This window comes from Pseudomonas sp. NPDC089554 (assembly GCF_050280645.1).
Classification (GTDB): Bacteria; Pseudomonadota; Gammaproteobacteria; order Pseudomonadales; family Pseudomonadaceae; genus Aquipseudomonas.
On record NZ_JBNNVR010000014.1, the window covers coordinates 66537 to 80705 of the forward strand.

Annotated in this window: 7 protein-coding genes; 5 read left to right on the forward strand and 2 right to left on the reverse strand. The window is 66.1% G+C overall.

Annotated features, from left to right (window positions below):
* Nucleotides 1-8 precede the first annotated feature (8 nt).
* On the reverse strand, nt 9-7505 hold the full coding sequence (locus ACQKPE_RS07005; RefSeq protein ID WP_427664408.1) for an SDR family NAD(P)-dependent oxidoreductase: 7497 nt from the start codon (nt 7503-7505) through the stop codon (nt 9-11).
* Between the two features lie 323 nt (nt 7506-7828).
* Here ACQKPE_RS07005 and ACQKPE_RS07010 point away from each other — a divergent pair, with 323 nt between their 5' ends.
* The 5 genes from ACQKPE_RS07010 to ACQKPE_RS07030 all read left to right on the forward strand — a co-directional run bounded on the left by ACQKPE_RS07010 (nt 7829) and on the right by ACQKPE_RS07030 (nt 13307).
* Nucleotides 7829-8740, forward strand: a complete 912-nt coding sequence (locus tag ACQKPE_RS07010; protein WP_427664410.1) for a LysR substrate-binding domain-containing protein — start codon at nt 7829-7831, stop codon at nt 8738-8740.
* 120 nt (nt 8741-8860) lie between these two features.
* Nucleotides 8861-10114 carry an OprD family porin gene (locus ACQKPE_RS07015; protein WP_427664412.1) on the forward strand — a complete coding sequence of 418 codons (1254 nt, stop codon included), beginning with the start codon at nt 8861-8863 and terminating at the stop codon, nt 10112-10114.
* 1 nt (nt 10115) lies between these two features.
* Nucleotides 10116-11717, forward strand: a complete 1602-nt coding sequence (locus ACQKPE_RS07020; RefSeq protein WP_427664414.1) for an MFS transporter — start codon at nt 10116-10118, stop codon at nt 11715-11717.
* Nucleotides 11718-11859: 142 nt separating this feature from the next.
* Nucleotides 11860-12111 (forward strand): helix-turn-helix transcriptional regulator, encoded by a 252-nt coding sequence (locus ACQKPE_RS07025; protein ID WP_427664416.1) that lies wholly within the window; start codon nt 11860-11862, stop codon nt 12109-12111.
* The gene (locus tag ACQKPE_RS07030) at nt 12111-13307 is read left to right on the forward strand and encodes a type II toxin-antitoxin system HipA family toxin (protein WP_427664417.1); all 1197 of its coding nucleotides are present in this window, start codon (nt 12111-12113) and stop codon (nt 13305-13307) included. Before ACQKPE_RS07025 ends, ACQKPE_RS07030 begins: the two co-directional genes overlap by 1 nt.
* Before the next feature lie 94 nt (nt 13308-13401).
* On the opposite strand, the gene ACQKPE_RS07035 is transcribed toward ACQKPE_RS07030, so the two are convergent.
* On the reverse strand, nt 13402-14169 hold a 768-nt coding region (locus ACQKPE_RS07035; protein WP_427664419.1), incomplete at its 5' end, for an amidohydrolase family protein.

Sequence of the window (14169 nt, forward strand, 5' to 3'; positions counted from 1 at the left end):
GAAGTCCTCTACTCGATCAATCGGTGTGGCGCCGCACCGGCATCGAGTTCGGCCATCTGCTCGGGGGTAAGCTCGCTGCCATGGCGCGCCAACAGGTTCGCGGCCAGGTTGGCCGGCGCTGCGGCATCGCTGCTCTCGCCGCGCAGCAGTGCCAGCAGGCGCACGCTGAGCTTGTCGATGCTGGAACTGTCGCTCAGCTCCATCACCGGCAAGCGGATGCCGAAGCGTTCCTCCAGGGCCACCACCAGCTCCATGCTCATCAACGAATCCAGGCCCAGCTCCTGAAGCGGCCGCGTGCTATCCAGGCGCGCGGCAGGCAGGCGCAGGATCTCGCAGACCTCGGCCTTGAGCATCTGCGCGAAGCGCTCCAGCAGCGCAGCGTCGTCCAGCTCGGCGAGCATGCGCTGGATGTCTTCGTTGTCGCTGTCGTCTTGCTGATCGCCACCCTGGGCGCGGGCCAGTTCGGCGAAGCGTGGCGTGCCAGCGCTGGGCAAAAAACGCGACAACGCCTTGAAGTCCAGCTCCAACACGCCCAGGCCATCATCGCCCTCGAGCAACATGCGCTCGAGTTGCGCCAGGGCCACTTCAGCGCGCAACGCGGTACCGCCCATGCGGCTTTGCAGCGCCTCCTTGACCTGCGTGTTACGGGCCAGGAAGCCGACATCATCGATGGCCCCCCACAGCACGGCAGTGGCCGCCAGCCCCTGGCTGCGGCGGTGGCGCGCCAGGGCTTCGAGCCAGTGGTTTGCGGCTACGTAGTTGGCTTGCCCGGGGTTGCCGAACAGGGTGGTGGCCGACGAGAACATCACGAAGAAGTCCAGGGCCCGCCCACGGGTCAGTTCGTGCAGGTGCTGGGCGCCCAGGGCCTTGGGTTGCAGGACCCGGCGCAGCTGTGCGGCGTCCAGGTTGCGAACCAGGCCATCGTCGATGACCGTCGCCCCATGCACCAGGCCGCGCAGTGGGTAGCCACTGGCGTCGATGCGCGCCAACACCTCGCGCACCTGCCGGGCATCGGTGATGTCACAGGCCACGGCCTGTACATCGAGGCCCTCGGCCTGCCAGTGCGCCAGGCTCGGTTGCGCCTCGGGGCTTTGCGGCCCTCGCCGCCCCAGCAGCACGAGGTGGCGGGCGCCCTTGTCGATCAGCCATTGGGCTGTACGCAGGCCAAAGCCGCCCAAGCCGCCGGTGACCAGGTAGGTGGCCTCGCCAGACAAACGCAAGGTCGCAGCTGCACGCTCGCAGGTATCGATCCGCTGCTCGATCGGGTGGTCGTAGGTCACCACGACCTTGCCGATCTGCCGCGCCTGCTGCATGTAGCGGAAGGCTTCGACCACCTGGTTGGCATCGAACGCACGCAGGGGCAGCGGGTGCAGGATGCCCTGCTCGAACAGCGCCATCATCTCGGCGAACAAGCGCCGGGTGAGCTCTGGGCGCTCGCTCATCAGCTGGTCGGCGTCGATGCCGAAGTAGCTGATGTTGTTGCGAAACGGCCGCAGGCCGATGCGGGTGTTCTGGTAGAAGTCACGCTTGCCCAGTTCCAGGAAGCGGCCGAACGGCTTGAGCACGCGCAGGTTGCGGTTGATCGCCTCGCCTGCCAGGGAGTTGAGCACCACGTCCACGCCACGCCCGTCGGTATCGGCGAGGATCTGGTCGGCGTAGGCCAGCGAGCGGGAGTCGTACACCTTGTCGACACCCAGCAGGCGCAGGAAATCGCGCTTCTCGTCGCTGCCGGCAGTGGCGTAGATGTCGGCGCCGCACCAGCGCGCCAGCTGGATCGCGGCAATGCCCACGCCCCCGGCGGCGCCGTGGATCAGCACCTTCTCGCCAGGCTCCAGGCGGGCCAGGTGATGCAGGGCGTAATAGACCGTGAAGAAGGTACTGGGGATGGTCGCCGCCGCCTCGAACGACATGCCGTGGGGAATACGCGCCACGGCATTGGCGTTGGTCACCAGTCGCGTGGCGAAGCTGCTGGGGCCGAAGCCCACCACCCGGTCGCCGGGGGCGAAGTCGCCAGGCACCTCGGCGCCCATGCCCTGCACCACGCCAGCGAACTCGAAGCCCAGGGTCGGGCCGGAGAAGCCATTCTCGATGGCCTCGTCCGACAGCAGGCCAAGGGCGAACATCACGTCGCGGAAGTTCAGGCCGGTGGCGCGTACAGCGATGTCCAGCTCATGCGCGGCGGGCTGCTGCGGCTGGCGTACTTCCCAACGCAGGTTACGCAGTTGGCCTGGCAGCTCGAAGCCCAGGCTCAGCCATTGGCTGTTGTCGGCACGGGCCTGCTCGGGCAGCACGCGCAGGCGAGGCACGTAGCGCCGGCCTTCGGCATCGAGGGCCAGTTCAGTTTCGGCATCGGCGTGCAGCAGCGCCGACACCAGGTGCTCGACAGGCGCGCCGTGTGCCAGGTCGAGCAGGCGCACGCGGCACTGGCTCGATTCGTTGGCCAGGGTGCGACCAAAGCCCCACAGCGCAGCATCGGCGATGGACGCCAGGTCATCGAGCTCGGCACCGCCATGCCAATGCACAGCGGCGCCACGGGTCACCAGCCAGCAATTCGGGCCAATACCGATGGCCTCGCAGGCCTGCACCAGCGCTGCGGCCTGCATGCAACGGTCGGCCTGGCCTTCCAGGCCCTGCGCGCTGTCGAAGCCTGCCAGGTGCAACAGGTGTTCAGGAGGTTGTTCCAGGGCGCGCAATTGCGTCGCCAAGGCCGGGGCATCGCCCGGCTGCAACACACTGACCTGCTGGCCTCGCTCGCGCAGGTGGCTGGCCAGGCGCTCGGCGGCCTGCTGCCCGGCATCGGCCAGCATGGCCCAGTGCTGCAGCGCGAGCGGCGCTGGGCTGGCTTGGGCGGTAGCCGGTTTGTCGGCGAGCAGCAGGTAGCTGCCACAGGCATTGCCTGGCTGGGCCTCGACAAGCTGCGCCAGGTTCAGGCCATGACGTTCCAGCTCGTGACGCCAGAACGCCGGGGCCTGTTGGCGTGACAGCGCCTGCTCGGGCCCGGCCAGCCACCAGTCGGCCTGGGCACCGAAGACGAACTCGGCCCAACGTGCGGGGTAATGGGCGAGCAAGGCCAGCTGGCCATGTGCATTGAGCTGCTGGGTAGCCAGGCGCAGCGCCTCGCCGAGGGTCGTCAGCGGCGCCAGGTCGGTGGGCACCAGCACCCAGTCGAAGGTGCCCGCGTCGGCCAGTTGCCCAGGCTCGATGACCTGCAAGGCCGGGCACTCATCGCGCAGGGGCTGCTCCAGCTCCGTAGCCTGGACGCAGTAGCAGTAATCGACCCGGTCGAAGTCGATGCCTGGGTACAGCTGTTCTGCGAGCGGGGCCGTGCCGAAACCGAACTCCAGCACACGCAGGCGCTGCCCGGCAGGCAATGCTGCCAGGCGCTGCTCGAGGGTTTCGCGCACACCCGCCAGCAGGCGTTGCTGGCCAGCGCTACCCAGGACCAGACGCGCCAGGCCGGCAGTGCTGGTTTCCCGGGGCTGCAATGCGTCGATCGACAGGCTGGCGTCGAGCAACGCTTGCAGGTGGCGGCCGATACGCCCCACCGAATGAATGACCTGGAAGTATTCCGGGTAGCTGTGGAACAGCTCGCGCCAGATAGCCTCCGATGCCGGGCGCGGTGCCGGGTCGGCCAGTTGCCAGCCACCCTCGGCGTTGCGCACCAGGCTGCCGTCCTGCTCGCCATGGCGCAGCAAGCTCGCCAGGTAGTCACCAGGCACTGCCGCGGCCTGCGCCCAGTGCGCCAGCCGCTCGCGGTCCAGGCGCGCGCCGCAGTGCTCGACCAGGTCCTGGACGAAACTCGAGCACAGCGCATCGAGCAACGGCTCGACTTCATTGAGGTAGCGTGCCTGCAACGGGTCGTCAGCCAGGCACTGCAAATGCGCCAGCAATGGCGTGGCAGCGGGGGCATGGCGTTGCAGCGCGACCACTGGGCCGGGCGATGCGATACCGACATGGGCCAGGCGCTTGATGTCGTTGGCGCGGTCGCGTTGCAGACGGACCCCGCGAAAGCGCGCCTCCTTGATCGCCAGCACGGCATCACCAGCGGCGTCGAACAGGGTGAAGTCCACCAACAGGGAATGCGCGGTACGCTTGAGCTGGCGCACCTCGGCCAGGCTAGGCACGCCCCTGCCCACCGCATAGGCGATACGCCCGAAACGCACCGGAATGAACGCCAGGCCACGGTTGCTGCCGGGCTGATCGACCAACAGTTCGGTGATCAGCTGGAAAGCCCCGTCGAGCAGCGCCGGGTGCACATGCAGGCTGGCCAGCTCACCCTCGATGGCGGCAGGTACCGCCAGTTGCGCAAGCACCCTCGATGGCTCTACCCAAGCCGCCGCCACGGCTTGGTAGGCTGGGCCATAGTCGAGGCCGACCGCGCGGGTCAGGGCCAGGTGGTGTTCGCCACTGTAGTCGGCCGGGCGCTGCGGCAAGGCCGGGGCATGCGCCTCGAGCAGGACACCGCGGGCCTCACCCGGCAGGCGCGCGACCACATGCGTCTGCCACTCTTCATGCTGCGCCAGGGTGCGCGAAGCGATGCGCAGGGTGCCATCGGCTTCCTCGAGGGTGACGCGCAGCTTCTTGCTGGCGTCGCTGGCGAGCAGCAACGGGTTATGGATCTCCAGTTCCTCGATATCGGCGAACGCTCCCGGTTGCTGCACCAAGGCCACGGCCAAGGCCAGCTCTGTGAAACCGGCCCCAGGGAACAGCACCGACTCACCAACCTTGTGGTCGGCCAGGGTGGGGAGGCGCTGGGTATCGAGCTGGTTTTCCCAGGTCAGAGCATGGTTGGCCAGCGGGTAGCCCAGCAGCGGATGCAAGCGCTCGCGCTGCAACACACCGAACGATTCGGCGCTGACCGGCAGCTGGAAATGGTCGTGCTGCCAGGCGTAGTTGGGCAACTGCACGGGCTTGCCCGCGACCGGGAAATGCACCTGCCACTGCGGCTCGATACCGGCGAGCAACAGTTTGGCCAGGCTGCGCTGCAACAGCAGCGGGCTGTGGTCGTCGCGTAGCAACGTGGCGATCACCTGCCCGGGCTGTCCACGCTGGGCCAGGGCATCGGCCACATAGCCGCGCAAGATAGGGTGCGGGCCGACTTCGACGAAGACATTCAGGCCCTGCGCCACCAGAGCGTCCATGGCGCCCTGGAACAGCACCGGGAAGCGGATGTTCTGCCACCAGTACTGGCTGTCCAGGCGCGGGCCGTCGAGCACAGTGCCGGTGACCGTGGAGTAGAACGGCAGGCGAGTGGTGCGCGGTCGAATATGCGCAAGGTCGCTGAGGACCTGCTGCTCGATGGCATCCATGGCCGGCGAATGGAAGGCGTAGTCCAGGCCCAGGCGGCGGACGAACACTTGCCGCTCGCCGAGGGCCTGCTCCAGGGTTTGCAGGGCCTCTACCGCACCTGCAACGGTCGCGCCGCGAGCACTGTTCTCACCCGCCACCACCAGGCGATCGGCCAACCCCAGCTCGACCAGCAACCTTGCCGTGGCCTCGCCGCCCAGGCCAACCGCGCTCATCTGCCCGCCACCCCGGGTCAGGCCTTGCAGGCGGCTGCGGTGGTAGATCACCTGGGTCGCGTCCTCCAGGCTCAGCGCCCCGCAGGCCCAGGCGGCGGCCACTTCGCCAACGCTATGGCCAACCACCGCCACCGGCTGCACGCCCTGGGCAGCCAGCACACGGGTGACCGCCACCTGCACGGCGAACAGCGCGGGCTGGGCAAATTCGGTAAGCGCGTAGCGGTCGTCGCCATGCTCGCCCAGCAGTTCGGCACGCAGCGAATAGCCTGCCAGCGGCTGGAAGACCGCGTCGACGTGCGCCAGCGCCTCGGCGAACACCGGCTCGTCGAGCAGCGCCCGGCCCATGCCTTGCCACTGCGAACCATTGCCGGAATAGACGAACACCGGGCCGCCGGCCTGCTCCCGCGCCACACCGGCCTCCAGCACCGAACTCAGCTCGCTAAGGCTCGGGTCCTGGGCGTAGTCGGCCAGTGCCTGGGCCGCCTTGATCGGGTCGGCTTCGATCAACAGCAGGCGATGGGGCAAGGCATCACGGCGGAACATGGCCTGGTAGGCGGCATCGTAAAAGCCGCTGTCGGTATGTTCGGCCAGGTAGTCGGCGAAGCGCGCGGCATTGGCTTGCAGCCCTTCGGCAGTCTTGGCGCTGAGCAGCAACGGCAGGGGCCGCACTTGCGGCGCCGGGGACGCAGCCTCTGGCGCCTCGGCACTGTGCAGGATGATGTGGGCATTGGCCCCGCCGAAGCCGAAGGAGTTGACGCCAACGGTCAACTGCCCTTGCGCCTTGAGCGCCAGGGGTTCGTCGACCACGTGCAGGTTGAGCCCGGCGAAGTCGATGTTCGGGTTGAGCGCCTGGATGCCGATGGTCGGCGGCACGGTGCGCGTTTGCAGGCTGTACAGGGCCTTGACCAGCCCGGCGACCCCGGAGGCTGCCTCCAGGTGGCCGAGGTTGCTCTTGACCGAGCCGATCGGCAGCGGGTTGCCCGCGCTGCGCGCCTTGCCGAGGATCTCGCCGATGGCGCGGGTTTCCACCGGGTCGCCGACCGCCGTGCCGGTGCCATGGGCCTCGAAATAGTCGAGCTGCGCCGGGTCGATGCCCGCCCGGGTGTAGGTGTTCGCCAGCAGCGAGGCCTGGGTATTGGCGCAGGGCAAGGTCAGGCTCGATTTGCGCCCATCGGTATTGACCCCGGTCCCCGCCACCACGGCGAGGATGGGGTTGCCATCGGCCACGGCCTGATCGTAGTCCTTGAGCATGAACAGGCCACCGCCTTCGCCACGCGCATAGCCATCGCCACGCTCATCGAACGCCTGGCAGCGGCCATTGCGCGACAGCATGCTGGCCTTGGCGAAGATCATGAAACCGAATGGGTGCAGGTGCAGGCTGATGCCACCGGTCACGGCCTGGTCGATATCGCCATTGAGGATGGCCTGGCAGGCCTGGTGGAAGGCCACCAAAGACGACGAGCACGCGGTGTCGATGGCCATGCTCGGGCCGCGCAGGTCATAGAAGAACGACAGGCGGTTGGCAGCGATGCTTGCTGTGTGGCCGGTGGCGGTGGCGCCGTCGATCGAGGCCAGGTCCTCGACCAGCCGGTAGGCCTGTTCGACCCCGGCAATGCCCAGGTACACGCCACAGCTGCTGCCGCGCAGGCTGGACGGCTTGACCCCGGCGTTCTCGAAGGTCTCCCAGCACATCTCCAGGAGCATGCGCTGCTGCGGGTCCATCATCGCCGCCTCGCGCGGCGAGATGTTGAAAAAGCCTGCATCGAACCCGCTGATATCTCCCAGGGTACCGGCGGCGAAGGTATAGCTCGTACCGGGGTGGGCCTTGTCAGGGTGCAGGAAGGGGGCGTGCGCCCAGCGCGAGGCGTCGACCTGGGTCACCAGGTCGCGTCCGTTCAGCAGGTGCTGCCAGAAGGTGCTGGAAGTGGAGCCAGGAAAACGGAAAGAACAACCGACAATCGCTACCTGTTTACGCTTGGACAAGACCCATTCCTCAATACGCTTCCGAGCACCGCGCCATCCCGGACAGGCGCTTTACGAAAAGTGCATGCACGACAACCAGGCAAGGCTTGAACAGGTTCGAAATGCTCGTTGACCCTTGGTCAACTGCATGTCTTCGCCTGTTTAAGCCCTGCCTGATCGACGCTCGAAATTTCCTACAAAAACTAAGGGAGTTTTCCATGCAAGACTGTAGGAATTCCCCGATAAAACTCAGGAGGCAATCCTATTTTTGCTGCGCATCGGCCTAGCGAACGCCTACAGTCTCGGTAGACTGCGTCACGCGTCCCATCCCGAGAACGTCCCCAATGGAAGACCTCAACTCCCTCTACTACTTCACCCAGGTAGTCGAGCACGGCGGCTTCGCCCCTGCCGGGCGGGCGCTGGACATGCCCAAGTCGAAGCTCAGCCGACGCATCGCCGAGCTGGAGGAGCGCCTGGGCGTGCGCCTGTTGCAGCGCACCAGCCGGCACTGCTCGCTGACCGAGGTCGGCCAGGCCTACTACAACCGCTGCCTGGCCATGCGCGTGGAGGCCGAGGGCGCTGCCGAGATCATCGAGCGCAACCGCAGCGAGCCCCGTGGCCTGGTGCGTATCAGCTGCCCCACCACCTTGCTCAACTCCTGGGTGGGGCCGATGCTCGCCCGCTACATGCTCAAGTACCCGCAGGTGGAGCTGTTCATCGAGAGCACCAACCGCCGCGTCGACCTGCTGCACGAGGGTTTCGACGTGGCGCTGCGGGTGCGTTTTCCGCCGCTGGAGAACACCGACATGGTGATGAAGGTGCTGAGCGCCAGCACTCAATGCCTGGTTGGCCACCCCTCCTACCTGGAGCAACTGCCCGAAGGCTTCGACCCGCACCTGCTGAGCACGCTGCCCAGCCTGCATTGGGGCAGCGCCCAGCGTGAGTACCAGTGGGAGCTGTTCCAGGGCGAGGACACCAGCCTTAGCCTGGTGATCAAGCACACACCGCGCATGGTCACCGACGACCTGTTCGCCCTGCGTCATTTCGTGGTGGCCGGGGTGGGCATCGCGCACCTGCCACGCATCGCGGTGCGCGAGGACCTGGCGGCCGGTCGGCTGGTGGAATTGATACCCGAGTGGCACCCGCGCTGCGGCATCGTCCATGCAATCTTCCCGTCGCGCCGCGGCTTGTTGCCATCGGTGCGGGCGCTGATCGACCACCTGGCCGAGGAGTTCGCCAACTGCGACATGGCGTGATCGGCTTTCCCGTGGAAGCGGCCTTGCATAGAACAATTCTGCCAGGGCCCACCGCACACCTATACAAGACCCCACCCGCCCCCCGGCGTACAGTCCCACCCCATGTACACCGGAGCGCCCATGCCTGTTGCCCATCGAGCCCTACTGGCCACGCTGTTCGCCTTCGGCCCCGCTCTCGCGCTGGCCGATGAACCGGGCTGGTCGCTGCTCAGCCGCAACTACTTTCTCCACAGCGACTACCGCACCCCCTCCGGCAACGGCCAGAACTACCGCCAGGAATGGGCCCAGGGGTTTATCGGCGAGGTCCGCTCGGGCTTCACCGACGGCGTGATCGGCGTCGGGATCGACGCCCATGGCTTCGTCGGCTTGAAGCTCGACGGCGGCCGTGGCCATGCCGGCGCCGGCCTGCTGCCCCGGGACAGCGATGGCCGCGCCGAGTCCGACTACTCCAGCGCCGGCGCCGCGCTCAAGCTGCGCCTGGGCAATACCCAACTGCGCTACGGCGAGATGATGGTGGAAACGCCGGTACTCGACACCGGCGACAAACGCCTGCACCCCGAATACGCCACCGGCTGGCTGCTGGAAAACACCGACCTGCCGGACTGGCGCTTCCAAGCCGGGCGTTTCACCGCGTTCAACAACCAGGACAACAGCTCCACCCACGACGACTTCGCAGGCTACGGCGCCACCACCCAGGGCCACGCCATGAGCCTGGCCGGCGCCGCCTTCGACCCCGCCGGGCCGCTGAGCAGCGCACTGTACGTTTCGCAGCTGCAAGACACCTGGAACCAGGCCTACTTGAACCTCAACCTGTCCACCGGCAACTGGCGCCTGGACGGCAACCTCTATCGCACCCGCGACAGCGGCAAGGCCAGCGCTGGTGATATCGATACCCTCGCCTACAGCCTGGCGGCCAAGTACCGCTTCGGCGCCCAGGCACTGACCCTGGCGTTCCAGAAGGTGCGTGGCGACACCCCGTTCGACTTCGTCGGCGGCGACGCCATCTACCTGGCCAACGCCATCAAGTACGCCGACTTCAACGGCCCCGGTGAACGCTCCTGGCAACTGCGCTACGACCTCGACCTCGCCACCCTCGGCGTGCCCGGCCTGAGCCTGATGGGGCGCTACGTGCAAGGCCGCGGCATCGACGGCAGCCATGCCCCGGCCAACGGCGCCTATGCTGGCCAGTACGGTGACGGCGGCAAGCACTGGGAGCGCGACCTCGAACTCAAGTACGTGGTGCAGGCCGGTGTAGCCAAGGACCTCAGGCTGTCGCTGTCCCACGTCAGCCACCGGGCCAACGAGGCCCAGGGCGGCGACGACATCGACCGCCTCTACGTCATTCTCGAATACCCACTCAAAGGCCGTTTCTGATATGAGCAACGCGACCAGTTCGGGCGCCTGGAGCCCTCTGAGCAACACCACGTTCCGCATGCTGTGGATCGCCACCATCGCCTCCAATATCGGCACCTGGATGCACGAGGTGGGCGCGGGCTGGCTGATGACCAGCCTGTCGAGCAACCCCCTGCATGTGGCGCTGATCCAGGTGGCGGGCTCCCTGCCGATGTTCTTCCTGGCGCTTCCGGCGGGCGCTGCAGCGGATATCGTCGACAAACGCCGCTACCTGCTACTGGTGCAGTTATGGATGTCGGGGGTGGCCGTGGTGCTGGCGGCGCTGACCCTGCTGGGGCTGATGAACGTCACCCTGCTGCTCACCCTGACCCTGGCGCTGGGCATCGGTACCGCACTGATGATGCCGGCCTGGAGCGCGCTGACGCCGGAGCTGGTGGACAAGAAGGACCTGGCCAACGCCGTGGCGCTTTCCAGCGTCGGCATCAACGTTTCGCGAGCCGTCGGGCCAGCGTTGGCCGGCGTGGTGGTGAGCATGGTGGGGCCGTGGTTGACCTTCGCCCTCAACGCCGTGTCGTTCGCCGGGGTGATCCTGGTGTTGCTGCTGTGGAAGCGCGAGGTAGCCACGCCGCTGCTGCCGGCCGAGCGCTTCTTCGGCGCGATGCGCACCGGCATGCGCTTCGCCCGCAGCGCCAAGCCCTTGCAGGCCGTGCTGCTGCGGGCGCTGGCGTTCTTCTTCTGTGCCAGCGCCGGTACTGCACTGCTGCCATTGATCGTACGCGGTGAAATGCAGGGCAGCGCGGCAGACTTCGGCATCTTGCTGGCCGCCATCGGCATTGGCGCGGTGGCTGGCGCAACCCTGTTGCCCAAGCTGCGCGAGAAGATCAGCCGCGACCGCATGGTATTGCTGGCCAGCCTGCTGTACGCGCTGTTCCTGCTGGCCCTGGCCCTGGTGCGCAACTTCTACGCGCTGCTACCGGCCATGCTGCTCAGCGGTGCGGCGTGGATCGCCGTGCTGTCCAACCTGCAAGTGGCCGCGCAAACCTCGGTGCCGGCCTGGGTGCGGGCGCGGGCCTTGTCGGTGTACATCCTGGTGTTCTTCGGCGCCATGGCGGCGGGCGGGTTGCTCTGGGGCAGCGTGGCCAGCCACGCCTCGATCACCCTGAGCCTGCTGGTGGCCGCTGGCGGCCTGGGGCTGGGCACGCTGCTGACGATGAAAGTCGCCCTGCCGGAAACCGAAGCCGAGGACCTCACCCCTTCGCTGCACTGGCCGACGCCGCTGCTCAGCGAGGAACTGGACCAGGAAAGCGGCCCGGTGATGGTCACGGTCGAATACCACATCGCCGCCGATAAAGTGGAAGCGTTCCGCCTGGTGGCGCGTGACCTGGAGGCGATGCGCAAGCGCAATGGTGCGCTGTCTTGGGGGCTGATGCAGGACAGCAGCGACCCTTGCCAGTGGCAGGAATTCTTCTTCGAGGAGTCGTGGCTCGAGCATCTGCGCCATCACCACCGCGTGACCCGTGGCGAGCTGAAGATCGAAGCGCGGGTGAGGCAGTTGCAGACCGAGGGGGTGGCAGTGAAGGTGCGGCATCTGTTGGCGGGTGGGGAGCACAAGGCTCACCATTGATGTTTCACCGAGTTTCTCGGCTGCGGTGAGAAGCACCCTGCAAGCTGGCGTTATCGCTCGAGCCGGACTGGCTAATCCGCTTTGATTTTTTCAAAGGTTAGGTATACGTTACATTCAATCTATTTTGTTACGTATACAGAACATGGACTATTCCCTTATCACCCGCCGCCTGGGCGAGCAGATCCGCCAGCGCCGCCTGAATCGCGGTCTGACACAGGCCAAGCTGGCATCCTTGGCGGCCATCACCCGGCAGAAAGTCATCGCCATCGAAAGGGGTGACATGTCGGTGGGCATGGCGGCCTATGCACGAGTGCTGGCAGCCCTGGACTGTGAGTTCGCATTGGTATCTGCAGCCATGCCCACACTGGACGAGATCCAGGGAGTGTTTGACTGATGACAACCATACTGCGGGTGACAACGCCCGAGGGCGAGAGCGGGCGGATCCTCAGCTCCGCCGGGGACTATCTGTTCCGCTACCACGAACAGGCCAGCGCGCAAGCAGCGATCAGCCTACTGATGCCTGTGCGTCTGGATGAGTATCGTCATCGGGAATTGCACCCGATCTTCCAGATGAATCTGCCAGAAGGCTATGTCCTGGAACAATTGCGCAACCGCCTGGCCAAGGTGGTGAATGTCGATCCCATGCTGCTGCTGGCTCTGTCCGGCAGCAGCTCACCTATCGGGCGCGTGGCGGTGAATTCGGCAGAGGTCGATGCACTCTTGCAAAGGCAGCAGTTCTGCGGGGAAAAGTTGGAGGAAATCCTGGCCTGGGATGGTGCCGAGGATATTTTTGCTGGCCTGGTGGATCGCTACATTTTGCGTGCTGGGATATCGGGCGTGCAGCCCAAGGTGCTGGTGCCAGAGCAACAGGACGCCACGCTGCAGCGTTTTACGTCGAAAACCTCCGACCTGATCATCAAGAGCGGCCGAGACGAATTTCCTGGGCTGGCGATCAACGAATTCCTCTGCATGTCCGTGGCCAGGGAAGCGGGAATTGCGGTGCCGGAGTTCTACTTGTCCGACAACAGCAAGCTGTTCGTCATGCGCCGCTTTGACCGGGACGAGCAACTCGACCCCATCGGTTTCGAAGATATGGCCGCATTGATGGGGCTAGCGGCGGAGCAGAAATACAGTAAGAGCTATTCTGCCATTGCCAAAGCCATCCGCCTGTTCTGTCCGCCTGAAGCGGTACAGGGCTCCCTTGCGCAGCTGTTTGCCATGGTGAGCCTGAGTTGCATCCTTGGAAACGGCGACGCTCATCTGAAAAACTTCGGGCTGCTGTATTGCGACCCTACGCAGCGCGACGCGCGGCTGGCGCCCGCCTACGATATCGTCAACACCACGGCCTACATTCCAGGAGACGTACTGGCACTGGATCTGGTCGGCAACAAGTCATTGTTCGCGTCGCGGCAGGGGCTGTTGGAGTTCGCCAAGGCATGCGATGTGGCCCGGCCAGAGGAGATTATTCGCGAGCAGTTGCAAGCCCTGGAGCGGGTGCTGGCTCGCTCCGTTGAACTGTGCGAGCAGGCTCCGAATGTGGCTGCGGCAATCCGCCAGTCTGCTGAGCCATTCATGAAAACCTTCGGCTAGGATCCACCCACGCCTTGATTGCGCCCGAGCAACCGGAGCACGGCCAGGGTGAATCAAGAGGGGGCCATCACTGGCCCCTTCTTGCCATCTCACATCAGAAGGCAAAGCACGAACACCCCATCGCCCCCCAGAACCCTTGATAGTCACTGACCGGCACCGTCGAATGGCGCGCCTTCTCATGGCTGTGCGCATGCACCCCACACGGCCCCGAACACTGGTGCACCACCGCCGCCAGCGATGGCGCGCCTGCACGCCAGTGCCCCGGCACCTTGGCCACCGGCGACCATTCCGGCAGCACTGGCACCTGCGGCGGGCCGAGCTTGTCGAACTCGGCGGCGCCGTACACCACCTTGCCGTCGACGATGGTCAGCACTGATTCGATGCCCTTGATCGCCTCTTCATCGACGCTGAAGAAGTCCAGCGACAGTGCCGCCAGGTCCGCCAGCTGGCCGACCTTGATCTGGCCTTTCTTGCCCTGCTCGCTGGAGAACCAGGCACTGCCCTGGGTGAACAGCTGCAATGCGGTGTCGCGGCTCAGCCCTTCGGGGTACAGCGCCAGCCCACCGACAGTCTTGCCGCTGACCAACCAGTACAGCGAGGTCCACGGGTTGTAGCTGGACACGCGAGTAGCGTCGGTGCCCGCGCCCACCGGCACGCCCATGTCGAGCATGCGCTTGATCGGCGGGCTCTGTTCGGCGGCCTTGGCGCCATAGCGCTCGACGAAGTATTCGCCCTGGAAGGCCATGCGGTCCTGGATCGCGATACCACCGCCCAGGGCGCGCACCCGCTCGATGTTCTGCGGGGTGATGGTTTCGGCGTGGTCGAAGAACCATGGCAAGCCGTTGAACGGGATGTCGCGGTT